This window comes from Dyadobacter sp. CY326, assembly GCF_021390515.1.
GTDB lineage: Bacteria > Bacteroidota > Bacteroidia > Cytophagales > Spirosomataceae > Dyadobacter.
Genome location: NZ_JAJUXI010000006.1, coordinates 204,343 through 229,927, shown reverse-complemented (window position 1 = coordinate 229,927; position 25,585 = coordinate 204,343). Strand labels below are relative to the sequence as shown.

The following is a 25,585-nucleotide window of genomic DNA, read 5'->3' as shown; positions in this document are numbered from 1 at the left end:
AATTACAAGCATTAAAATCAAAAGCAATGAATCTGGATCTGACAGGAAAAACGGCATTGGTTTGCGGGAGCACACAGGGAATTGGCCTCGCGACTGCCATCGAACTGGCATTATTAGGCGCTAATGTTACATTGGTTGCAAGGAATGAAGAAAAACTGCGCGAAGCCGTTGACTCACTCGACACTTCTGCTGCACAGCTTCACCGCTATGTTGTAGCCGATTTTGCAGATCATGGAAATGTAAAAGAAGCCATCGAAAATTATCTCCGCCTCGTTCCCGACGTCCACATTCTCATCAACAACACCGGCGGCCCATCCGGCGGTCCGATCATTGAAGCCGAACCCGACCAGTTTCTCAAAACCTTCCAAATGCACCTGATTAATAATCAGTTTCTGGCGCAAGCGGTCGTTCCGTCAATGAAAAAGGCAGGTTACGGACGCATTGTGAACATTATCAGCACTTCTGTAAAGCAGCCGATCGTAGGGCTCGGCGTTTCAAACACCATCCGTGGCGCTGTGGCAAGCTGGTCCAAAACATTGTCTTTGGAACTTGGTCAGTTTGGCATCACTTCTAACAATGTGCTGCCGGGTTACACAGTTACATCGCGTTTGGACGCCGTTTTGGAAATGAGAAGTAATAATTCAGGCAAATCAAAAGACGAAATCGCCAGCGAATTACAATCCACGATCCCAATCCGCCGATTTAGCGAAGCCAAAGAAGTCGCCGCAGCCGTTGCATTCCTATGCAGCCCCGCAGCAGGCAGCATCAACGGAATCAACTTACCCGTCGACGGCGGCAGAACGGAGAGTTTGTAGTATTAATTTTATAAAAAATTAAGTATATCTGCGTTTACTTTGATACATTTGGACGCAACTCCAAATGTATCAAACCCCAACAATGCGCCTCTATCGATCTACATTTACCTTAATTGCCTTTTTTGGCGATTTCCATTTCTTGCAGTAAAAAAGACCATGAAGTTAAGCCGCCTGAGAACTGCCGCTTCGCAGGAAAAACTTATCGCTTGGAGCAACTCACATCCGGATACGAATCAACCGAAACTTATGAATCGCACATCCAGCAGGATGATGAGGGTCGACTTACTGAATTTTCTGTGTTGCAAACACGTGATCAAAATCCGGGCAAACAATTTCCAATAACCGTCAACGAGGGAGAAAATTACACCTTCAAGTATGATTCCGAAGGTTTTTTAGTGGAGATTAAGAGACATGAAGTCATTAATCATACGGGCAACATTTCATACAATGACTATGGTCAATTCAAGAAAGGAAGAATTGAGACCGATGAAACGACAACTTTCATTTACGCCAATAAGCTTATTGAATCGTATCAGAGGAAAACGCTAACGGTGGTCAAGGGAGACGAAAACCCTCCAAAAAATTACGAATATGAAGCAGGCAAAACTTATAAGTATGATGCTCAGGGCGTCATTCAACAAACAATTTCAACAAATCGCAATGGGGATAAGTCCATCACCACTTTTCAAAACGGCATCAGGGCCACGACTATAAACCAGAACGGCACGCTTACTGCCAAGTATGACGAAAAAGGAAGAACTGCCAGCTCCGGCAATGTCGTCATAGCGTACGATGACAACGATAACATTATATTGTATCAAACTTACGTTCAGTCCAACCTTAACTTCACAGACAAACGAACCTATGATGATAAGATTAATCCCGAGTCACTTATTCCGTTTCGCTTTAAAGGAATCCCTGACGATATGCCGTTCTTACGCTACACAGAGGGCAAAAACAACCAAGTAAAAAGCACTTACTCCTATCCGAGTCAGGACGGATACACAAAGAACATAGTTTGGGAATACAATTCGACTGGCTTGCCAACAACTTCAACATCTTCAATTGATAAGCCGGGAAGTGTTCAAAAACAGGTGACTACTTATCGTTACGAAAACTGCAATTAAACCAATAATCAACCCAACAATGCGCCTCTATCGATTTACATTTACTTTAATTGCCGTTTTGGCATTCTCTTTCTCTTGTAGCAAGAAAGACCACGAGGTTCAACCATCTTCAAATTGCCGGTTTATTGGAAAGTCGTATACTACCAAGCAAATCAGTTACAGCGATACAACCACTTATATTTATGAATCGCATTTGAAACATGATAATGAGGGTAAACTAACATCCATAACAGTAGAAAATAATGTTCAGAACAGCAGCCCTGACTTTCCTACCAAGTCCAGCGAAGATGAAACCTTTGCCTTCAAGTATAATGCTGATGGATTTCTGACAGAAATTAGCCGCCGTAAGTTAACGCTTCAGCAAGGCCTCTTCTCTTATAATGATTACCCTTTTTACAAAAAAGGCAGCATTGAGATAAATGACATTACAACATTTATTTACAACGGCAATCTGGTACAATCATCTTCCAACAAAATAAGCACGATTGTACAGGGAGACAACTATGCGCCCAAAACATATAAAACTGAACTTACCAAAAACTATAAATATGATCCACAAGGTTTGGTACAGGCAATAGAACAAAAAACCGAACAAGGTCCGGGAGCAACTATTCAATTTAAGAATGGCATCCTTGTTGTTGCAGATACCGAGAACACGAAATATGACTCAAAAGGCAGGCTGATCAAGACTTCGTATGGCGAATCTGAGCTGGTTGTGGAATATGATGCTAACGACAATCTTATATTTGTAGAAAGTCATTACCAGTCAAAACTGGTCTATTCAGAAAGGCGATTATATGATAACAAGAAGAATCCAGAACTCCTGATTCCTCGCCGTTACAAAGGAATTCCTGATAATGTTAACATTTTTCTTGCGTCAAGTGAGCAAAATAACATGGTTAAAAAAACATTGACCTATCCCGATCGTGAGCCATATATCGAAAATACAGTATGGCAATATAATCCGAATGGCCTTCCGGAAACATCAACGCTAACAGTCGACTATCCCGGAAATAAGGTAACCTGGATCACAAAATTCAATTACGAAAACTGCAATTAACTCCACTTCCAAATAATTAAACAATAGCCAGGAAAATTTGATTTATTTGACTTAATTTAGGATTGTGCGCTGGGTGCGGTCGTCTTTAAGTTTATGATATACAAATACTTCCTGGCTTTGCTTTTTGTCGTCGTTGGCAAACTGTCTTTTGGGCAGGGTGCGGGAAATTATGTAAGCCATGAAAAGGGGAAAGGAAGCATTATCATTCAGGGGACCAAAGGAGTGCTTCTTATTCAGGCATTCAGCCCGGAAATATTTAAGGTTCAGTCACTTTCGTCGAAAAATGCGCCTGCGCTTGATAGTTCTTTTTCCATAATTCTTCCACCTTCAAGCGCTGCTCAAAACATTGTTGAGACCAATAATAACATTGAAATCCGCTCCGAGAAGTGTACGTTAGTCATTGATAAATTCCCGTTGAATGTCGCCCTGAAGTCGGGTAAGGACATTAGGATCAAGGAAACAAGGGGTTTTGTGCAAGCGAAGGATTCTGTTAGTTTCCTGTTCAACATTAATCCAAAAGACGTTTTTCACGGCGCAGGCGGCCGGCCATTTGGCCCGGATCTTAATCGGAAAGGGTTCGACTTTTATAACTCTTGGGAGTACGAATATTTTGACCAGTCCACCGGTTTAGCCCAAGGTTTTAATGTTCCCTTTATCATTTCTTCCCACAAATATGGGCTGTTATTCGATAGCGACAGACCGGGTTCCATGCGGATGTATGTGGGCGCTGTGGATTCAACATTGCTGCGCGTGGAGTCGGCTAGTACCGGGAAGTGGGCTTATTATCTGATCCACGGGAACAGTAATGACGAAATTCTTGCCAATTATACGCTTCTGACGGGCCGCCAGCCACTGCCTCCGCGCTGGGCTTTCGGTTACATTCAGTCGAAATCAGGTTACGACAATGAGAGTGAAGCGACGGTGGCCATTACGAAGCTCCAAGACCAGGGATTTCCGGTGGATGCACTGGCATTGGATCAGCATTGGTACGGCGGTCAAAATGTTCGCGGTAATATGGATTGGGATACAAAAAATTGGCCTAATTCGGCTGGAATGGTAAAAAGCCTGCTTGATAAGGGTGTCAAAACCATTCTCGCTGCAGATCCTTACATTAGCACGAAGTCGACCAATTATAAATCTGCCGAAACGCAATCCCTTTTCGCAAAAAAACCCAGTAGCCCCCAAACTTACACGCAGGATGTAGGCACTGCTACGGCGGGACTGCTTGATATTTTTAAACCCGCCGCACAAGCCTGGCTTTGGGAAAAACATAAAAAAATGGCCGTTCAGGGTGTTGCGGGCTGGTGGAGCGAGAAGACAGAGCCCGATCCACACCCGATGGATGCCGTCCACGAGCTGGGAAACGCCTTTCAAATCCACAATCTGTATGCGCTTTTTTGGTCCAAAACCTTTTACAACAACGTCACAAAAGACTTTCCTGAAAAGCGAATTTTTCACATGACAAGGTCTGGCTGGGCGGGTTCGCAGCGATACGGCGCTTTACCTTGGAGTGGCGATGTTAGCCGTTACTGGGCTGGGTTAAAGCTGCAAATCCCGATCCTTTTACAGTCTGGCATGTCCGGGCTTGGTTATATGCATTCGGATGTGGGCGGGGCCATCACCATGTCAGACAAGGCGGAAAAGGACGAAGAACTTGATCTGCGTTGGTTTCAATTCGGCACATTCACCCCAATTTTGAAAATCGCCGGCCAGCGTGAGAATATAGAACCATTCAACCTCAGCGAGCCATTTTACACCACGGTCAAAAAATATGCGACTGTTCGTTACCAGCTGCTGCCATACATTTATTCATTAGCCTGGAAAAACAGCGTTTCCGGACGGCCTATCTGTTTGCCGATGGACTATTTCAACAATGTCAGGGCGCTTGGGAATATCAGCGATCAGTATTTTTTTGGAGAAAATTTGCTGGTTGCACCCGTTCTTCTCCATGGAATGCCGTTACGGAAAGTCGTTTTACCGCCAGGAAAATGGTTTAATTTTTGGAACAACGAAGTTTACAATGGCAACGCGAACATTTTCCCGAAACTTACTGTGGATCATATTCCGGTTTATGCCAGGGGCGGCAGCTTTATTCCAATGTCCACTTCCACGACTAAAAAATCAACCGACTATTATAATTCAGACAGCCTGACGGTGCGCTTTTACCAGGACATTTCGGTTCCCACATCTTCATTCACCATGTTCCATGATGACGGCGTTGATCCAAATTCATTGGCGAAATCGAAATTTGAACTTGTTGAATTTGGCGGGAAGGTTTCCAGTGATCAGGTTAACGTGACGGTTCAGCGGACAAAAAGCTTTGATAAATCGCTTGCGGGAAGACATTTAACATTTGAAATAAAAAACTTTACTTCCAATCCTACTGCCGTCACTCTTAACGGTCAAGCAATTCCTGTTGTGTATCTCAGCACTGAATTCAAGAACAACACGGCTTATTATGACTTGCTGGGCAAGCAGCTTAAAGTGCAGTTTGACTGGGATTGCAATACAACGGCAGCCATTGCAGTCACACGCGACGGCCTCGACGTGATCACGGGTTCTGAACCGAATGTTAATGATTCTGTGCTGACTGTGTTTCCAAATCCAGCCGGGTCACGTGTGTCGGTAAAAGTAACCGTTCCGGAAACGGGCTTTTATGAGTTGGAAGTGTACAATATAGCCGGGATTTCAGTCTATAAGAGCACGTTAGGGCAGCATAGCAAAGGAAAAATGCTGGATCTGGGCCTGGATTTACATGTTTCGAGTGGTGCATATCTGGTGAGGCTTAACAACGACCACGGGCAGTTTTTTACAAAGAAAATAGTTATTCAATAGCCATGAATTACAGGCTTTCATTCTTGCTGACCCTTATAATAACCGGCATTACGGCTTGTGTGGAGCCTTATAGTGTCAATTTCGAGAGTGCAAAGGAATATGTTGTGGTGGATGGCGTGGTTACCGATCTGGATGGGCCGCAGTTTATCACCTTGTCGAAAACCAATCCAGAGGCAACGAACGAAAGCTCAGAGTTCACGCAAACGATCTGGACAAAGGGCCTTTCCACATTGCCGCTGGAAAAAGCGAAGGCCAAGATCGTTGTAAACGGCACACAAGTCCTTGACCTCACGGAAGTTGAGCCGGGCATCTATCAATTGCCTGCCAATTTTAAAGGAAGAGTAGGAGACGCTTATGAGCTGGATTTTTTGACGGAAAATGGAAAACATTACAAGTCTTCCGCCGAAGTCATGCCGCCGGTTTCCGCCGTAAAACGCGCTTACGATGTTTTCAATCCAAAAGGGATTCCGAAACTTTCTGAATATTATGGCGAATTCACGCCCAGCAACGACATTTACCTTGATTTTGACGACCCAGCCGGTGAGAAGAATTTCTACCGCTGGCAATGGACGCTGTGGGAATTGCAAAAAACCTGCACAACCTGTAACCAGGGAAAATACTATCTTTTCGATGCTGAAAATGGCGTCGATGGTGACTGTTTTAAGGATCTGACATTGAAATACAACGACATTTACGATTATACTTGTGAGGATCTTTGCTGGGACATTTTTTACAGCAAAGACATCACTATTTTCTCGGACATTTACACCAACGGACAAGGGCAAAAGGACAAGCTTGTCGCACAAATTCCGCTTTTACAATCCAATCCATGCCTGGTAAGCTTACAGCAAAACTCGCTCACACCCAATGCTTATCGTTTTTTGAAACTAATCCAGGATCAGGCGAATAATTCCGGGACGCTGGCCGACACGCCACCTGCGCCCATTCAGGGCAATGTTATGAACCAAAATGACAAAAACGAGCTGATTATCGGTTTCTTTACAGCCTCGTCCGTTGCAGAATACAGAACCATGCTTTGGCGGAAAAATATCAAGAATGCGGCCGTTTTGAACCAGCTTTTTAAGACCATTCACAACCGCGATCCGATCCTGGAAGAGCGCTCGGCCGGAAGGCCTTACATTCCCCTGGCCATTTGCAAAAAGAGCAGATCGCGCACGCCATTTTTACCAAAAGATTGGAAATGGACGCAATAAACGATTTGTGAATGAAGCGATTATACTGTTTTTTTTTATTATTGGTCAATGTTCTCCCTGCCTTCGCGCAGGGCCTTACGATCACGGGCACGGTACGCGATTCGGCGACGCTTGCTCCTTTGCCGGGTGCTTCTATCGTAATGGATTACAGGAAAAGCTGGTCGGCTGCCGAAATGGACGCAAAAGGCAATTTCACCATTAACCTGCCCAGCGGCGATCACGTGCTGGTGATCCGGCATGTGGGTTACGAATCGTTTAAAGTTTTTATCAAAAGCGGCACGCAAAAAGCGCATTTCGATGTATTAATGACCACCACATCGAGTCAGTTGGAAGAGGTGATCATTACGAGCAAGGGTTTTGACCAAACCATTCGGCAACCCATTCTTGGCTCCTTGCAGATCAACATTAAGACGCTTGAAAAGCTGCCTTCGGCCTTCGGAGAGCTTGATATTTTGCGAAGCCTGCAAATGCTGCCGGGCGTTTCGAGCGTAGGCGAAGCCTCCAACGGCGTCAACATTCGGGGCGGAACCACGGACCAAACGCTCATTTTGCTGGATGACACGCCGATTTTCAATCCTACGCATATGTTTGGCCTGTTTTCGGTTATCCCGCCGAACACGGTCAACAGCCTCGATTTGTACAAAGGCAATGTGCCGGCTCGTTTTGGCGGGCGGGTTGCTTCTGTTTTAGATATTTCTACCAAAAATCCCAATCTGGAAAAGCTTAGAATCGAGGGCGGGATAAGCCTGGTTTCCAATCGCTTAATGGTGGATGTGCCGATCATTAAAGGCAAATTGGGCATTTACGTGGCAGGCCGTGGTGCATTCAATGACTTCATTCTTCCCAAGCTCGACAAGCAGCTGAATAACATTCGAGCCAAGTTTGGCGAGCTTTCCACCAAGTCATTTTGGAAGATTGATAACAAAAATACGCTCACTTTCATGGGCTATTACAGCAATGATTATTTCAAAACGGACCTCTTGACGAATCTTCCCAATGTGGTGGGGACGGACACTTATTACAAACACATTACAACCAATGGCATGCTGCGCTGGCTGCATGTGATCAATTCGGAGGTTAACCTGCAGACCACGGCCATTTATGCGAAATATGCACCAGACATTGGCACAGCTGAGCAGGCGACCGGGAATGTGGTGAAGCTGCGCTCGTCCGTGGAGCAGCGGCAGATCAAGTCCAATGTGAATTATCAATTGACCAACCACAAGTTTGAAACCGGCGTAATTGCGACCCAATATGTGATAAAACCGGGCTCGTTACTGCCCGGATTGAGCGAAAGCGTCAACTTCATCGGCACGCCGACCGAGCATGCAAGTGAAGTTGCAGTTTACGCTGATGATGAAATTAATTTCTCCAAAAACCTGGCCCTTTCGCTTGGGTTACGCTATTCTTTGTTCATGGCAACGGGGAAGTCTGTTGTCCGGAATTATTTGTCGGGTCAGCCTCGGGATGATTTTTCGGTTGTGGACTCAACGGTTTACAACAAAGGCAAGATTTCAAAAGCATACGGCGGGCCGGAGCCGCGGGTCGGGTTGCGCTACGCATTGAACGACCGGATTTCATTGAAATTTGGCTACAACCTGATGCGTCAATACATTCAGGTGGTTTCAAACACAGCTACGCCTATTCCTACTTCGCGCTGGAAAACGAGCGATACGCACATTAAGCCGCAGATCAGCCACCTTTTCACGGCAGGATTTTATCAATCGTTCGATGACAACATTTATGAAATCACCTTGGAAGGTTATTATCGCAATGCCAAAAACATCATTGATTACAAACCGGGAGCTGATTTCCTTTTGCAACAATATCCGGAAACGCAATTGATCCAGGGAAAAAATCGCTCCTATGGGCTGGAAATGATGCTTTCTAAGAAAAAAGGGAAGATGAAAGGCTGGGCAAATTACACGTATGCACGGTCGCTGAATGTTGTTGACGCGGACGCGGCATTAATTGAAAAAGTGAACCGTGGAGACTGGTATCCAGCCAATTACGACAAACCGCATACATTCAATGCGTCGCTGGACATCACAGTCGACAGTCACAATTCTTTCGGGTTTACATTCGCATACAGCACAGGAAGGCCGTATTCAGAGCCGATCGGATTCATTAATTATCAAAACAACATTTATCCTTTTTACGACAAGCGCAACAACAAGCGCATTTCCGACTATCACCGCCTCGATTTTGCCTGGAACATTTACAACCCGAGCATGAAAAATCGCAAGTGGCAGGGGCACTGGACGTTCTCGATTTACAATCTTTACGCGCGCAAGAATGCTTATTCGGTGTTTTTCAAAACGGAGAATGCGGTGACAAAAAGTTATCAGCTCAATATTTTTGCAACGCCCATCGCAACGGTCGCTTATAATTTTACTTTTTAAGCGAGTCCTTTTTCCTCCTGATCACGACCAGTTTGTCATCATTTCTTGCAGCGACAATGGCATTCCCGTCCTTCAATTTGATGTTTTTCAAATGCTTAACCTGGCCTTTGACCTGCAATCCTTTTAGCGATTCGGGTGTGAAGTTGCAGTTGCCGCGGTTAATGAGCACGGTTCCAAAATCGCCGTCGTAGCGGCCCATTTGAATGTTGCAATTGTAGAAATTGCCCATAATCAGGACATCAGGCAGTTTGTCGCCATTTGCATCAATGATCTGCGCGTCGTAAAATGGCGTCCATTGCGCTTTATATCCCAATGGTTTTACAGTAAAATTCCCTTTTCCATCATTCACCAAAACAGCATTCTCAAAATAATTGGCAGTTAAAACCTGGGCAGCCTGTATCTTATCCTCGCCCACCAGATCGCCAATGCTGGCCTTGGCAAAGTCTGTTGCGAAAATGTATTTTTTTCGAATAACCGGCATCTGCTTTTCCATTTCCAGTTTGGTTGGAAACAGCGCTTCTTTTCCGTTCAAAAAGTAAGTTAACAGCGGCTCTTTGCGTCCGTTGCCGTCATAATCATTGATATACATTTTCACCGGCTGCTCCGCATTGGCTTTCAATCTGTTGTTAACCCCCAGGTTACCAGCCAGAATATCCAGATCGCCATCTCCGTCAAAGTCATATGGCATGATGAAATTCCACCAGCCTTTTTTGTCAGTTAGCATTTTTTTAGAAAAGCTTTTGCCATCATTTTGCATCATGCAAATGCCATCCCATTCCAATGCAAGCAACAAGTCCTGATCGCCATCCTTGTCCAGATCTGCCAGCCGCGCGTTCTTGACATAACCAATGGAAGACAGTTCCTTCGCATATTGACTCGTAACATCCGTAAACTTGCCGGAACCATCATTTTTCAGCAAATAAGACTTTGGAACTTCACCATAATTAAGCGGAACGGCACGACCGCCGATAAAAAGATCGACAATGCCATCACCCGTAAAATCAAACGGAACAACGCAGGACGCCGTGACGTAAATGCCCGTAAATGCATCCGCTTTGGCACTTACGTTTCCCTTGCCGTCATTGAGATAGACCCGTGGCATCTGAAACTCGGAATTGTTGACATATTCATTGCCTCCCGTTGCCGCAACCAGGTCCAAATGTCCGTCGCGATTGACGTCTACCCATTCAGCGCCTACTTCTTCATAAGTGCTGTCTTTTGCCAAAGCAGGCTGAACAGATTCTTTAAATTTTCCAGTGTTGGTCTGGAGAAATAAATGGTTTTTATGCCTTTTAGATGAACCGACAAATATGTCTTCCAGTCCATCGTGGTTAATGTCCGCGATCGCTAATGCTGGCCCATCGGCTGTTACTTCAAACGGAATGAGAGAGTTACGGTCAAATTCAACAAAATTATTCTCTTCATGCTTCACGTCCACACCCAGCTGTGCAGCAATATCTTCAAACGAAAAATCCTTGCTTTCGCGGCTTGCTTTGAACTTTTGATAATCAAAAACCGGAAGTCCCGGCTTGTATTCCAATGACAATGAATCCTTTAAATCAGCCGGTTTCAAGACCTCGAAGCGGTTATCCGGCCAAATGACAAACATGGAATCGACATCCGCCTTTTGACCCAGACCCATGTTCACAGGAACTTCCATGCTCGACTGAAAACCACGAACCGGAAATTTCTCAAAACTCAGCACTTTGTCTTTCTTGAAAACCAGACATTTTGTGCCAATTGCATTGCGATTTCCTTGTTTTCCTTTCAGATAAAGTCGTGTGAATGCACTTTTGGAAGCCTTTTTATCATTCAGATTTTCGTAGACAAAAGCCCTCTCATTGATGTTATTGGTCACAATGTCCAAGTCTCCATCATTGTCCAGATCGGCGTAAACGGAACCATTGGAATAAGAAACCTGATCATTGCGGATCAGCCCGTCCATATCCTTAAAAGCCAGGTCGCCTTTGTTAGCAAAAAACTTGTTATTAAGCTTTATTTCAGGCAGTTTCTCCGCCAGCCCTGGGTCGTTTTCGTCAAAATTTTTATTTCTGATCTTTTCCTGAACCACGTCACTGGACACAAATTTGATGTAATCCGTGTCGTTCATCCGCTTTGGAATGCCATTGGAAATGAACAGATCTTTCAAACCATCATTATTAAAATCAGAGAAAAGCGCTGCCCATGACCAATCCGTGGAATGCACACCCGAATACATGCCGATTTCACTAAATGTGCTGTTTCCGTTGTTGTATTGCAGATTATTGCGGGCAAACTGGTAATTATAACCCTGCCTGATCTTGTATTTAAAAATGCTGTACATGTCCTCTCCTTCCGATTTTTTGAGGATCTCGTAATTGGAAGGAAGCATGTCGAGCGAGACAATTTCAGGGAAAATGTCATTATTCAAATCCCCAACATCCACACCCATTGAAAACTGGCTCGTGTGCATGATCGACGAATCGGTCATATCCAGGAATGCGCCGTTTTTTTGATTGATGTACAAATAATCATTTTCGTGAAAATCATTGCCAACATACATGTCAGGATAACCGTCAAAATTAATGTCGCCGACGCCTAACCCGAGCCCATAACCCAATGCAGAACTGTGAATGCCGGTCGTTTTGGAAACTTCAATATATTTCCCGCCATCATTCCGGAACAGCTTGTCGCCCGCCAGCGGGTGATATACATTTTCAAAAAGCGCCCGTCTGCCAAATGTCCCGTTCTGGTGCACCGAATGATTCAGTTGAAACATGTCCAGATCGCCATCCAGATCATAATCAAAAAACATGGCTTGTGTGCCAAAAACAACCAGATCGAGGCCATAATCTTTCGACTTTTCAGCATAAACCGGCACGCCATTTTTTATTTCCTGACAAACAAAAAGCAGGTTATGCCCTTTCATTGACTCAAAATCTCCGACCTGACTGATGTAAATATCAAGCATTCCATCCTGGTTAATATCCACAATGGAAACTCCGTTTGACCAGCCCTTTTCACCTTTGAAATTTGCCTTCTCTGTAACATCTTCGAATTTCAGCCCCGATTTGTTTAAATAAATGCGGTTAGGCTCCTGATTTCCTGTAAAGCACAGATCAACAAGTCCGTCATTATTCAAATCACCCGCTCCCACTCCACCGCCATTGTAAAAATACATGTAGTAGAAAATATTGAAATCTTTGGTGGGTTTCAATGTGTTGGCAAAATCAATCCCCGTTTTTTCGGCTGTCAGCAAATCAAAATCATATTCCGACAAGTCCTTTTCCTTGGAGCAGGAAAAGCCCGCGAGGAACAAGAAAAAAAACAATGTTTTATTAATTGATTGTTGAAAAAGCATTGGAATGGCTAAAAAAGGCCTTTATGGCTTGTTAATCTTGAAAAGAACGGGCTTCGCATTGCTTACCAAATTGATAAGATAAGGTGCGCCCTGAATGGTGATCGGACTGATCTGCTTCACTTCGCCGTCAATGGCATAGCCGCTCTGCGTGCTCAGCAGCAAATCAAATTGCATATTGCCCTTATTGATCAACACATTGCCCCGGCACGCGTCCAGCGCTCCCAGTTGCGGAATGAAGTGCGTGTAATTTCCTCCTACGATGAGATCAGGCTTTCCGTCGGCATTTACATCGGCGCTTTCAATGGCATTTAAACACGAAATTTGCGCCATGTGCGGCAATTCTTTGATCGTAAACTGCCCTTTTCCATTGTTAACCGCCACGGCAGATTTCAAGTAATTCACCGATTTCTCAACTGCTGCTTGCAACAGATCCTTCGGAAATAGATCCTGAACCGATTTTTCGGCATATTCGGAATGTTTGAGACTTTCCTTTTTCAAAAATGGAAACTGCGTCGTAAGCTCGCGTTTCAATAAAACCGGCATGTCCTTCGAATCCACCGTTTTGGTCATCACTTTTTCAATGGTTCCGTTTTTATTGAAATCATTGATCCAGATTTTCAACGGTGAATTTGCGGATGCTTTTAGCGAAAAGTTTTCGCCAATATTGCCAAAGACAATGTCCTGGTCGCCGTCGCTGTCCATATCCGCCACTTTCAAACAGCCCCAAAAACCCGCAAACTGTTCCAGACCAGATGTCAGCCGCTCGAATTTTCCGCCATTATATTTTAAAATAACCGGCGCCATCCAATCGCCCGCAATGATCAGTTCTTTGGATTTATCGCCGTCCACATCCGCCCAAGCTGCGTCACGGATCATGCCCAATTTCGCCATATCCGGCGCAATGGATTTGCCCACTTCCTTGAAAACGCCCTTGCCATCGTTTTGATACAAGTAACTTCTCGGACTTGAACCATATTCGCGTGGCACGCTGCGGCTTCCTACAAACAAGTCGGCGTCGCCGTCATTGTCATAATCGTGCGCAACGATCACTGCCGTGTTCATGGAATTCGGCGGCAATGCGCGTGTGTTAATTGCAAAGTTGCCTTTTCCATCATTCAGATAAAGCCTTGTAGGCAGATCCGGGCTGGTCACAAGGGTTTCATTTCCGCCGCTTCCTACAACCAAATCGAGATCGCCGTCGCCATCAGCATCGAAGAATGTGGCCGCCGTGTCTTCAAAACCCGAAAGATCTGTGAAGACTTTTTGTGTTCGTTTGACAAACGAAGTGCCTTTTTGCAAATACAACTGTCCACCCTGACCCTTCGCCCCGCAAATATAAACGTCCGCCTTGCCATCGCCGTCCACATCGCCAATCGCAGCTTTCGGACCTTCCTGCGAAAGCAACATCGGAATGTTTCGCTCGTGGTAAAAATCTTCGTATTTGTCTTCCAGGTGCGCGTCGAAGCCGTTTGCAGCAACTTCGGTTAACAAAAGTGACCTTTGCTGAACCGGATTTTTAAAATCTTCTCCGGAGTCATTGATCTTGAAATTAAGCGTTGTGTCTGCATTGATTTTAGGATGAGTTGTGACCTTTCTATTAGGCCAAATGATGCGAATGGAGTCAATGGAAGCAATTTTTCCCAAACCAATGGTTACCGGATATTCTGTGCTGGACTGGAAGCCGCGCGCAGGATTTACCTGTTTGCTAAAAATTTGTTTGCCTGCGAAAACCTCAATTTTTGAGCCAATTGCATAAGTGTTTTTGCCTTCTCCGCTTAATTTCAGCTTGATATAATGATTCTTTGCTGGCCTTGCTTCCGACTTATTTTTATATACAAAACAGGTTTGATTCACATTGTTCACAACCAGATCCAGGTCGCCATCATTATCCAGATCCGCATAAGCCGCTCCGTTTGAAAAGGATTTTGTTCCCAGCCCAAACTCATCCGCGCGCTCTTTAAACTGCAAATCACCTTCATTATGAAAAAAGTTGTTGGGCACCGGATTGGAAGGCATCTTGTCAATAATGTTCTGCATATTCTCCTTCTCCCCCGACATGACCATTTTTTGCGTCACCTCATTAGCAAAAAAGTCGATAAAATCCTGATCCAGAATGTCATGATAAATGCCGTTGCAGACGTAAATGTCCGTTTTCGAATCATTGTCTGCATCAAACATCAACGCGCCCCAGCTCCAATCACTCGCCGCAACACCCGAATAATTTGCTATTTCACTGAATGTCCCGTCCTGATTGTTGAATTGCAGGCTATTCTGCATGTATTGATTGTAAAAACCTTTCTCTTTTTTCAAGTTGAAGAGATAATGGTTTTCAAAAGAAGTGGTCGTTTTATAGCGATATTCATCGCGTGGGAGCATGTCTGTGACAAATAATTCGGGATAACCGTCATTGTTAATGTCTGCCATATCCGCGCCCATGGATGCCAGACTAGTGTGTTTAATGCGTTTTTCAATCTCCTCGGAGAATGTGCCGTCTTTTTGATTGATATATAAATAATCCTTTTCGTAAAAGTCGTTGCAAATGTAAATGTCGGGATATTGGTCGCCATTGATGTCGCCCACCGTGACACCCAAACCGAAACCGATCAGGCTCCCATAAATGCCCGCTTCCTCGCTGACGTCCACGAACTTCCCATCGTCATTCCGCAGCAGCTTGTCGCCGCCGCCTTTGAGAAAATCCTTCACCGGCCAATCTTTTGCGCGTGTGGTCCGGTCGTTTGCGTAATTCAGTGTGTTGACCGGGATAAAACTATTATTCAAAATATAGGCATCGAGATCGCCATCCAAATCATAATCCAGAAATGCTGCGTGCGTTGTGTAACCCGTTTCGTTCAAGCCATATTTGGCCGCTGATTCAGTGAAAGTCAGGTTGCCGTTATTAATGTAAAGCGAGTTGCCCTGCTTTTTGACAAATTTCTGATAACCCGCGTTGCAGACATAAATATCGAGCAAATTGTCTCCATTAATATCGACCATGACAACGCCTGTGCTCCATTTCATCGGCTCGGCCACGCCAGCTTTGTTTGTAATGTCCTCGAACTTGAAATTGCCTTTATTGAGATAGAGCTTATTGTCGCCCATGTTGGCCGTGAAGTAAATGTCCGGCAAACCATCATTATTAATATCACCGATCGAGACGCCGCCGCCATTGTAGAAATTCCGGTAATTGAAGATGTTGATATCCTCCCTATCCTCCACCTTATTGACGAAATCAATGCCAGTTGCGGATGCATCCATTTCTTCAAATAAAGCATCCGGTTTGCTGGAATCCTTGCAAGAAGAAAGAGAAACCAAAAAGGTAAAAATGGCTGCCGCTTGCACGTAGCCCAGGTATTTTGTGATCATTGAGTTGATATCGAGGAGCTGAAAATTTCTTTTTCAGTAATGTTTCCCAAACTAAGTTTAGGCTTTTTATATACGATGATGCCCTCCGCAGGAATGTATTTGTCGGGCTGCTGAAAATCACTGTATTTCCCGACCTTTCCTTTAATGCGAAAAACCATTTTATCTTTTGAAAATGATGTTGCGGTAATCTCGCCCTCCGCCATCATGTAACCTTCGCCGATCATATTTATTTTATCAATGATCTTTCCCATTTTAATGCTCGTTTCAATGGGGCCATCCGCGCCGATTACTTTCTTGATCGGCTTTCCAGCATACCATTTCTCTCCTCCTAAGTTGATCATGGTTTTGCCGCCAAACTGATCTGTAAATGTAAGACTCATGATTTGATCGGAAAGAAGCGCCTGCCCTGAAAAAACGCTTTCTTTTGGATAAAATGCTTTACCATTAATTGTGACGACGATCTTTGCCTCGTTTTCTTTTAATGATTGAAAAAGCTGGTCTGCTGCCTGATCGGAAGAATCTTTTGAACTGCAACTAAAAACAAATAATGCGAAAAATAAAAGTAAGCAACGGGTCATTACTTGCAAATGATTTTATCTATCAATAAAAAACAAAAATGCCCGAAATGATCGAGCATTTTTGTCAAAAAATATGGTTTAAATTTTAATATCCAGGATTTTGTTCCAGGTTAGCATTGGAAACCAAAGCAGCAGATGGAATTGGATAAAGCACTGTGTAGGCTTCTTTAACAGACGTTCCCTCACCAGTTGTGAATTTACCAAAACGAATTTCTGTCGTTCTTTTTCCACCTTCCCAATACAATTCGCGGCCGATTTCTTCAAATAGATTTGCTTCTGTTAAGGAAGCCAGTGCTGTTGCGCCACGCAATGTTCTCAATGCATTGATCTGAGTCAAAGCACCCGCAGCGTTTCCGCCTCTCAATTGTGCTTCTGCTTTCATCAGATAAGCCTCAGCATAACGCATCAGAATGTATTTTCCAGCATTTGCAGGGTGATACTTGATAACGCGAATCCCCTTATCAGTTGCCGCACCAGCCAAAGGCACATCTTTCGTGAATTGCAATGGCTTCTGCGTACGTGTATCAATAATGACTTTACCTTTTTCGTCATACTGTTGACCGATCAAGAAACCATAGCTGATACCAGAGAACTGCGTTCCATCTTTCTTAGCAGGCTTTCCGATACGCGTATCTTTTGCTTCGAATGTGTCATAAAAGTCAGCCAATGTTGCAAAACCATTCCATCCTGATGGATTTTGTCCGTAGTGCAACGTCATCATCCAACGGTTCTGAGCTGTTCCTTCCTGAACATTCAAGATAGGCTCGGTCTTTGCGCTTGATGAAAATGCTGAGAAATAATCCTTTTCCAAAGCGTATCCGTCAGCTGTGACCGCGTCTACGTAAGCAACAACTTTGTCCATATCCGCCTTATCAAATGTGTAAGGACCTTCTGGTGTAGCGCCTTTGTAAACAGCTTTGTTCAGATACATTTTAGCCAAAAGGAAATTTGCCGCTGCTTTCGTAGCCGTTCCGTTTGTAACAGATGGGCCTTTTTTAGGCAGGTTAGGAAGTGCTTCTTCCAAATCCTTAATGATGTAATCAAATGCTTCCGAGCGAGTTAGCACTTTCGGAAGGTCATTCACACCCTGCGTCACTTCCCGAACCGGAACTGCGCCCCAATAATCCATTACCCAATACATGTTGTATGCTCTCAGGAACTGCGCCTCAGCTTTCTGAACAGCCGTAGGATTGGATGCGATGATTTCGGTTGCTTTATAAGCTCTCTGGTTCAATGCATTCCACGCGCTCAAAATGTACGAGTGAGAAGCATCCCAAGTGTGCTGATCCAAAGTCCGCCAAACTCCGTTGTCACCCCAGTCAACACCGCGTGTTGGTGGGATCATTTCTGCCGTTGTATGTTCGCCAAGCGCATAAATACCCGCCTGGTCAGAATAGGTTGAAAGATCTTTGTAAGCAGACGAAAGTGCTTCAACCACATTCACCGGAGCAAAATTGCCTTCTACAACTTTGTTAACTACGGAGTCCTTTTCGTCGGTAACAAGGTCCGTACAGGCCGACAATGTCGCCATGCAAACCCCGGTAACCATTACTTTATATATCTGACTGGTTTTCATTTTTTTAATGAATTTGAATTAGAATGAAACATTAACACCAACAGTCCATGTTCTTGCCCTTGGATAAGCGGTATAATCTATTCCAAAAGAAGGTATGTCATTCAACGATTTGTTGGTGCTTACCTCTGGATCTTGACCGCTATACTTTGTGATGGTCAGCAAGTTCTGGCCTGTAACGAAGACTCTTGCATTGCTTAGCACTTTGTTGCTTTTCATCGGAACACGATATCCAAGTGAAAGGTTTTGCAAACGAACAAAGTTACCTTTTTCCAGGAATCGCGTAGAAACGTCCGGAGCATTCAGTGCTCCTTCTCCATTGCCGATAACGGCTTTCGTTACGTTACGACCGTTTGCAAACGAACCTTGTGTAAAGAAAGCGTTAGCAGTGTTGGAATACAAATAATGACCGAAAACACCATTGAAGAACAGGCTCATATCAAACGGTCCAAAAGCTAAATTATTGGTTAAACCAGCGTTAACTTTTGGAAGCGGGCTTTTTCCGTTCAGGAATTGCTGGAAGTCACCATTTGGATAAAGTGAGTTTCCGTTGTCGTCAAAGCCGCCGAACTCGCGAAGGAAGTAAGCAAACAAAGGTTGTCCTTCTGCCAAACGTTGTGCAAATGCTCCTGATAAACCTTGTCCGTTGATTTCACCTGTATCATATGTTCCGATCAGGTTTTTCACAAGGTTCTTGTTATAAGATGCATTCACGACCATTTCCCACGAGAATTTCTTTCCATCTACAATAACTCCGGTCAAAGCCAGTTCAATACCGCGGTTTTGAATGTCTGTATCCAGGTTACGATAAACGAATGGATTTGGTGCAGGTTGCGCCGCAACAACTTTAAATAGAAGATCTTTTGTGCTCTTATTATAAAGGTCAACCGTTCCGCTCAATCTTCCTTTCAAGATGGAGAAGTCAAGTCCGAAGTTAAATGCTGCTGTTGATTCCCATTTCAAATCCGGGTTGTTAAAGGCAACTGCATTCAAACCACCACCTGTAATGCCGTCACCACCCTGGTTGATTGCGTAATCGCTGTATCTGTCACGTCTGTCGTAGACGTTGTGAGGGATCGCCTGGTTACCCGTTACACCATATCCAATTCTAAGCGAAAGATCTGTAAAAACCGTTTTAGGAACGAAATCTTCTTCAACCAGTTTCCATTTGAATGCTCCTGATGGGAAATAACCATATTTGTTGTTTCCACCAAATTTAGAAGAACCATCCACGCGCAATGTTCCTGTGAACAAATATTTGCTTCCAAAACCTAAGTTAACACGACCAAAATAAGATTGTAGCTCATCTTTCACATAACTTGAATTCTGGATAACAGAACCGACGCTTGACAATGCTGTTCCGTCTTTAATGTTAACGGTTCCGGCTATACCCAAGTTATTGATCATCAAGTCCAGGTCATTCGTACGGAAGTTGGCGGCTGCAACGTTTTTGCTTCCGTTTTCAAAACTCTGATAAGAATAACCCAAAAGCGCATTCAATGTTACGTTTCCGATTTCCTTATCATAAGTGAAATAGTTTTCCATCAACTGGTTGTTGCTTTCCACGTCACGAATGTAAACGCGACCGATTTTTTCGATCCCGGCAACAACAAGGTCTCTTGAATAAGCCTGCTTTCTCGTAGACATTGATTTGTCAAAACCAAGAACGGTTTTAAATTTCAAGCCGGTGAAAATCTCCAATTCTGCATTGATGTTACCCAATGCGCGAAGCGTGTTGCTGTTATCTTTTGAAAGATTGACAAATGCAAGCGGGTTCGGTTCCGTAGTTGTCGACTGGTTCAATGTGTCGCCACGGTAAGCAGGGCGGGTTGGATTCGCTTTCAAAATACTCCCCATCAAGTCACCTTCAAAACCAATGTTCTCAGAAATCGGAACGCCTGTGTCTTGTGTATTTGCAAAGTTCAGGTTGCTTCCGATAGTCAGTTTGTCGCCGATGAATTTCTTCGTTCCGCTGAAACCAACGCTGTAACGCTTCACATTAGATGTTTGAACAATCCCGTCCTGGTTCATATAACCAAGAGAAAAACGATAGTTTCCTGATGCATCACCGCCGCCATAAGAAAGATTGTGCTGGTGCGTCAATGCCGTTCTGAACAACAGGTCCTGCCAGTCCGTGTCAGAACCCTGATCCTGTCCGCCTGCCGCCTTGTATTCCTGCGCGTTCAGCAGGTCATATTTTTTAGTAATGTTGCTGATACCCAATGAATATCCATAATCAAGGGCACCTTTCCCTTTTCCTCTTTTTGTGGTAATCAAAACAACACCATTCGCTCCCCGTGAACCGTAGATCGCTGTTGCAGAAGCATCTTTAAGGATGTCCATGCTTGCAATATCGTCCGGGTTAAGGAAGTTAAGCGGGTTTTTCGCTGGCTGACGACCAACACCCTGGTTGTCACCGCCTGACGAAGTGTTATCGCCACTCAAAGGCACACCGTCAATTACAAATAGCGGGTTGTTTCCACCCAAAACAGACGACGTTCCCCGGATACGCACATTAATACCACCGCCCGGCTCACCGCTGGATTGGGTAATCTGCACACCGGCAACACGTCCCTGCATCAATTGCTCAGGAGATGTTACAATTCCTTTTTGGAAATCTTTTGAGCCCAAAGCAGAAACAGCACCGGTTGCGTCTTTTTTCTTAACCGTTCCATAACCGACAACAACCACTTCTTCGAGTGCCTTAATGTCTTCGCCTAGCACTACATTTAATGTTGATTTGTTGCCAACAGGGACATCCTGCGTTTCAAAGCCGATCGCACTAAAAGTCAATGTCGCATTGCCCGGAACGCTGATCTGATAATTTCCATCAACGTCCGTGTTCGTTCCTTTTGTGCTTCCTTTTATTGTTATGGTTACACCCGGAACTCCGCCGCTTCTCGCGTCTGTCACTTTCCCCGAGACGTTTACGTCCTGTCCCAGAACACTTGTAGTTACACCGATAAGAAGCATCAAAAATGCAAGTAGACTTGCCCCTCGACTTGATAGTTTTTCTTTCGTCACAACATGATTCGCTTGGGATGAATCGTGTTGACGAAATTCATAAAGGGATAAATTCATCATAGGTTAGATAATTGATTTGGTAAATCTGATTGCCGCTTTGTATCATTTTAACATCATCCCATTTTTTCGCTAAAAACGGCCCTAAAACAACGCATTGGCCATTTATACTGAATTAAAATGCGAAATAGTTACAATTATTCAATGACGGTCATACAAAATAATATAAATAGTTCGGAAAATGCAATACGCTCTTACCTAAAATTGTCCTTTAAAATCAACTTTTCAGACAAAAAATAGCAATATATAGTTATAGTGCAAACACTATATTTGAGAAGTACAAATGAGGCGACATCTTTGAAAAATTTTAATTAAAGTTTAATTTTTTACAATCAGGTGGGATTGACACTTTGGCAAATATTTGCTGGAAATCATTGCCCGTTGTTCGTAACTTTGGTGCTGATATTTCCCGTTTTCCAACACCATGACCGCGCCGCTTCCTGTAACCCATAGTGATTTGAGTCTTCTTGCCAACCAACTTGAAGGTGAACTGCATTTCGATAACACCATGCGGACTTTGTACGCAACCGACGCCTCCGCTTACCGCGAAATGCCTCTTGCCGTTGCCATTCCAAAGTCCATTGCTGACATTAAAACCTTGATTGCTTACGCAACCGAAAAGCACATTTCGCTGATCCCGAGAACGGCCGGGACGTCGCTTGCCGGACAGGTTGTGGGCAATGGCATTGTTGTGGACGTTTCGCGGAATTTTACAAAAATCATTGAAATAAATGCGGTCGAGAAATGGGTGCGCGTGCAGCCCGGTGTTGTGCGCGATGAGCTCAACATGGCACTCAAACCCTATGGACTATACTTTGGTCCGGAGACGTCAACTGCGAATCGCGCAATGATCGGTGGGATGGTTGGGAATAATTCCTGCGGCTCAAATTCAATCGTTTATGGAAGCGCAAGAGAGCACACGCTGGAAGTAAAAGCGATTTTGGCAGACGGCTCGGAAGTGGAGTTTAAGGACATTAAAGGCAATGATTTTAAAAATCTGCTTGCCAGCGCCCAGCGAAAAAATGGAAGCGCAACGCTGCTGGATAAGATCTATCTTAAAACAAATGAAATTTTACAATCTCCTGTAAATCAATCCGAAATAAGGAAAAACTTCCCAAAACCAAGCATTGGCAGACGCAACACGGGTTATGCATTGGATATGCTTTTGCATACGGAACCTTATGCCGATCAAGCCAGTGCCAATGCGCCTGTTCAGCCATTCAACATGTGCAGTCTGATCGCAGGTTCGGAAGGAACGTTATGCTTTTTGACCGAAATCAAGCTTAACCTTGTCCCACTTCCGCCTAAGACGCAGGGGCTCGTTTGCGTACATTGCGATACCATTGACGAAGCATTGCGAGCCACGATCCTAACATTAAAGTATCAGCCGCATGCGGTGGAACTGATTGATGATTATGTCCTCGAATGTGCCGCTACGAATGTTGAACAGAAGAAAAACGCCTTTTTTGTAAAAAATAAACCCGATGGCAAATTTCCGGCCATTTTGGTTGTGGACTTGTCGCGCGAAACGAAAGATGAAGTTGAATCACTTGCAGCTGAAATGACTAAAGAGTTGCAGGAAGCGGGCATTGGGTTTCACTATCCATTGCTTTTCGGAGACGACACCAAAAAGATCTGGTCGTTGAGAAAAGCCGGTTTGGGCTTGCTGGGCAACATTCCAGGGGATGAAAAGGCCGTTGCGGTGATTGAAGACACGGCAGTTGATGTTTATGATCAACCTGATTATATCCGCGATTTCAATGAGATTTTGAAGAAAAATGGCATGTCTGCCGTGCATTATGCGCACGCCGGAACGGGTGAGATTCACCTTCGCCCAATCATTAACCTCAAAACGAGTGAAGGTCACAAGCAATTCAGGATGATTGCGGAGGAGATTGCCGAATTGGTAAAAAAATATGACGGTTCTCTTTCCGGGGAGCATGGAGACGGGCGGTTAAGAGGCGAATTTATTCCAAAAATGGTTGGTGAGCATAATTATCAGCTTTTCAAGGAAATCAAAAAAGCCTGGGACCCGAACAACATTTTCAATCCTGGAAAAATCGTGGATACGGCTCCTATGGACACGTTTTTGCGCTACGAAGCCGACCAGCAGACGCCTGAATTCAAGACACATTTCCGGTTTCATGACCAGGATATTTTACAGCACGCGGAGCAATGCAACGGCTCGGGCGACTGCCGTAAAACGCAAATGAGCGGCGGGACCATGTGCCCCAGTTTCATGGCAACGCGAAATGAAAAGGACACCACGCGTGCGCGCGCCAACATTCTAAGGGAAATGCTGACGCGTTCTCCAAAGGAAAATCGCTTTGATCATAAGGAGATTAAGGAAGTTTATGACCTGTGCCTTGCTTGCAAAGGTTGTAAAGGCGAATGTCCGTCCAATGTGGATGTTGCCAAATTGAAAATGGAATTTTTGCAGCAATATCATGACGCAAACGGAATTCCGCTGCGTTCGTGGTTGGTTGGTAACTTTTCCAAAATGACCGGGATCGCTAGTTATGTCCCCTGGGCTTATAATCTGGTTTTCAAAAACGCGCCGCTTCGGAAAATCGCGAATCGCATGGTTGGTTTTCATCCGGAGCGTACGATGCCATTGCTGCACAGCACGACGTTGAAAAAATGGTTTGACAGTCGCAATGCAAGTAAGGTAACCGGCCGGAAGGTTTATCTCTTCTGTGATGAGTTTACCAATTATAATGATGTTGAAATTGGGAAAAAATCAATTCTTGCATTGGAAAAGCTTGGTTATGAAGTGATTATTCCAAACCATGCGCCGTCTGGCAGGCCGCAGTTGTCAAAAGGACTTTTGAAGGATGCCAAGAAAATTGCGGAAGAAAATATCAGACTTTTGAAAGATTTGATTTCCTACGACACCCCGCTCGTCGGCATTGAACCGTCTGCAATCCTGACATTCCGCGACGAATATCCTGATCTTGTGAGCGATGCATTTGTTGAAGATGCCAAAAAGCTTGCGCAGAATGCATTGCAATTTGACGAATTTATCGCTCGCGAAATCGAGTTAAAACACATATCAAAAGATCAGTTTACGAAACAGAAGCGGCTGATCAAATTGCATGGACATTGCCAGCAAAAGGCCATTTCCACTGTTATACCAACAAAAAAAATGCTCTCGCTTCCTGAGAATTATACGGTGCAGTTGATTCCTTCGGGCTGCTGCGGCATGGCCGGTTCATTCGGTTACGAAAAAGAGCATTACGACATTTCCATGCAAATCGGCGAGCTTGTCCTGTTTCCAGCAGTTCGCCAGCAACCAGAAGAAGTGATCATCGCCGCCCCCGGCACCAGCTGCCGTCATCAAATTCACGACGGAACCGGAAGACACGCCCTACACCCTGCGGAGATTTTGTGGGAGGCGCTGGTTTAAGGGTTGATTATTAGCCGATTGTAAATCTCCAGCCAATGGCTGGAGATTTAGATAACCTCGTGGTAAAAAAATCAAATTCAATGTGACCGATCTATTGCATTAGCGTATCAATGCAAATCATAAATCGATCGCTATGAGTTTGAGCACATTGGAAGTTGACTTCATATTGACTATCAAGGACAAAATCAGGCAGGCGCAATACGAAGCACTGCGTGAGGTAAATGTCAAATTAATTAATCTTTATTGGGAAATCGGCAAATCTATTGCTGAGAAGCAAGCTGAAAGTTGGGGCAAATCCATCGTCCCAAAATTATCCAAAGAGCTCCAACTCGAACTTCCTGGGATTAGCGGGTTTTCGACAACTAACATTTGGTATATGGTTCAGTTTTATACTGATTATCAATCAGATATAAATCTCCAGCCATTGGCTGGAGAAATTGGTTGGAGCAAGCATACCACAATCTTCTCCAAATGTAAGAGCAGTCAGGAGAAGCAATTTTATATATTGGCAACCAAGAAGCACGGCTGGACCAAGAATGTTCTCATCAATCAAATTGAGAACAAAACGTTTGAACGATACTTGCTTAATCAGACAAATTTCGATGAAGCGCTACCAGAAAAAATAAGCAAACATGCGCTGCTTGCCGTTAAGGATGCTTATACATTCGACTTCGTGAAATGCCGCCCAACCCATTGGCGTTGCAACTTACAACACCTCAAATCACCTACCGAAAATGTACGAGACGATGCTCCCATCGGCTGAGGAGATTGCGGAAAAGCTATTCGAATTT

The 25,585-nt window shown here is 44.4% G+C and carries 13 protein-coding genes; 8 read left to right on the top strand and 5 right to left on the bottom strand.

The window, feature by feature from the left end:
- The first annotated feature begins 26 nt into the window (after window positions 1-26).
- The 6 genes from LZG73_RS13770 to LZG73_RS13745 all read left to right on the top strand — a co-directional run bounded on the left by LZG73_RS13770 (window position 27) and on the right by LZG73_RS13745 (window position 9,453).
- Window positions 27-815: an SDR family oxidoreductase gene (locus LZG73_RS13770; RefSeq protein ID WP_233851016.1), complete on the top strand. Its 789-nt coding sequence runs from the start codon at window positions 27-29 to the stop codon at window positions 813-815.
- A gap of 122 nt (window positions 816-937) precedes the next feature.
- Entirely contained in the window at window positions 938-1,942 is a 1,005-nt protein-coding gene (locus LZG73_RS13765) for a hypothetical protein (RefSeq protein ID WP_233850447.1), read from the top strand.
- 19 nt (window positions 1,943-1,961) lie between these two features.
- Window positions 1,962-3,002: a hypothetical protein gene (locus LZG73_RS13760; RefSeq protein WP_233850445.1), complete on the top strand. Its 1,041-nt coding sequence runs from the start codon at window positions 1,962-1,964 to the stop codon at window positions 3,000-3,002.
- Window positions 3,003-3,095: 93 nt separating this feature from the next.
- Window positions 3,096-5,837, top strand: coding sequence for a TIM-barrel domain-containing protein (locus tag LZG73_RS13755; protein WP_233850443.1), 2,742 nt, complete (start codon window positions 3,096-3,098; stop codon window positions 5,835-5,837).
- A gap of 2 nt (window positions 5,838-5,839) precedes the next feature.
- Entirely contained in the window at window positions 5,840-7,051 is a 1,212-nt protein-coding gene (locus tag LZG73_RS13750) for a DUF4249 domain-containing protein (RefSeq protein ID WP_233850441.1), read from the top strand.
- An 11-nt stretch (window positions 7,052-7,062) separates the two neighbouring features.
- Window positions 7,063-9,453 (top strand): TonB-dependent receptor, encoded by a 2,391-nt coding sequence (locus tag LZG73_RS13745; protein WP_233850439.1) that lies wholly within the window; start codon window positions 7,063-7,065, stop codon window positions 9,451-9,453.
- Here the strand turns inward: LZG73_RS13745 and LZG73_RS13740 are convergent.
- The 5 genes from LZG73_RS13740 to LZG73_RS13720 all read right to left on the bottom strand — a co-directional run bounded on the left by LZG73_RS13740 (window position 9,443) and on the right by LZG73_RS13720 (window position 21,391).
- Complete coding sequence (locus tag LZG73_RS13740) at window positions 9,443-12,763, bottom strand: VCBS repeat-containing protein (protein WP_233850429.1); 3,321 nt, start codon at window positions 12,761-12,763, stop codon at window positions 9,443-9,445. The genes LZG73_RS13745 and LZG73_RS13740 overlap by 11 nt on opposite strands.
- Before the next feature lie 51 nt (window positions 12,764-12,814).
- A complete protein-coding gene (locus tag LZG73_RS13735; RefSeq protein WP_233850427.1) occupies window positions 12,815-16,156 on the bottom strand; it encodes a VCBS repeat-containing protein in 3,342 nt (1,113 codons plus the stop codon).
- Window positions 16,153-16,734 (bottom strand): hypothetical protein, encoded by a 582-nt coding sequence (locus LZG73_RS13730; protein WP_233850426.1) that lies wholly within the window; start codon window positions 16,732-16,734, stop codon window positions 16,153-16,155. Before LZG73_RS13730 ends, LZG73_RS13735 begins: the two co-directional genes overlap by 4 nt.
- Before the next feature lie 85 nt (window positions 16,735-16,819).
- Window positions 16,820-18,310, bottom strand: a complete 1,491-nt coding sequence (locus LZG73_RS13725; protein ID WP_233850423.1) for a RagB/SusD family nutrient uptake outer membrane protein — start codon at window positions 18,308-18,310, stop codon at window positions 16,820-16,822.
- 18 nt (window positions 18,311-18,328) lie between these two features.
- Window positions 18,329-21,391, bottom strand: a complete 3,063-nt coding sequence (locus tag LZG73_RS13720) for a SusC/RagA family TonB-linked outer membrane protein (protein ID WP_233850421.1) — start codon at window positions 21,389-21,391, stop codon at window positions 18,329-18,331.
- 421 nt (window positions 21,392-21,812) lie between these two features.
- Between LZG73_RS13720 and LZG73_RS13715 the strand changes: the two genes are divergently transcribed.
- Together LZG73_RS13715 and LZG73_RS13710 are read left to right on the top strand one after the other, a co-directional pair.
- A complete protein-coding gene (locus tag LZG73_RS13715) occupies window positions 21,813-24,794 on the top strand; it encodes an FAD-binding and (Fe-S)-binding domain-containing protein (protein ID WP_233850419.1) in 2,982 nt (993 codons plus the stop codon).
- A 133-nt stretch (window positions 24,795-24,927) separates the two neighbouring features.
- Entirely contained in the window at window positions 24,928-25,557 is a 630-nt protein-coding gene (locus LZG73_RS13710; RefSeq protein WP_233850407.1) for a DUF1016 N-terminal domain-containing protein, read from the top strand.
- Window positions 25,558-25,585 lie beyond the last annotated feature (28 nt).

Excerpts from the sequence above, each read along its gene's own strand:
- LZG73_RS13745 (WP_233850439.1), top strand. The coding sequence starts at position 7,063 with ATGAAGCGATTATACTGTTTTTTTTTATTATTGGTCAATGTTCTCCCT.
- LZG73_RS13725 (WP_233850423.1), bottom strand. The coding sequence starts at position 18,310 with ATGAAAACCAGTCAGATATATAAAGTAATGGTTACCGGGGTTTGCATG.
- LZG73_RS13710 (WP_233850407.1), top strand. The coding sequence starts at position 24,928 with ATGAGTTTGAGCACATTGGAAGTTGACTTCATATTGACTATCAAGGAC.
- LZG73_RS13715 (WP_233850419.1), top strand. The coding sequence starts at position 21,813 with ATGACCGCGCCGCTTCCTGTAACCCATAGTGATTTGAGTCTTCTTGCC.
- LZG73_RS13735 (WP_233850427.1), bottom strand. The coding sequence starts at position 16,156 with ATGATCACAAAATACCTGGGCTACGTGCAAGCGGCAGCCATTTTTACC.
- LZG73_RS13755 (WP_233850443.1), top strand. The coding sequence starts at position 3,096 with ATGATATACAAATACTTCCTGGCTTTGCTTTTTGTCGTCGTTGGCAAA.
- LZG73_RS13720 (WP_233850421.1), bottom strand. The coding sequence starts at position 21,391 with ATGATGAATTTATCCCTTTATGAATTTCGTCAACACGATTCATCCCAA.
- LZG73_RS13760 (WP_233850445.1), top strand. The coding sequence starts at position 1,962 with ATGCGCCTCTATCGATTTACATTTACTTTAATTGCCGTTTTGGCATTC.
- LZG73_RS13730 (WP_233850426.1), bottom strand. The coding sequence starts at position 16,734 with ATGACCCGTTGCTTACTTTTATTTTTCGCATTATTTGTTTTTAGTTGC.
- LZG73_RS13770 (WP_233851016.1), top strand. The coding sequence starts at position 27 with ATGAATCTGGATCTGACAGGAAAAACGGCATTGGTTTGCGGGAGCACA.
- LZG73_RS13750 (WP_233850441.1), top strand. The coding sequence starts at position 5,840 with ATGAATTACAGGCTTTCATTCTTGCTGACCCTTATAATAACCGGCATT.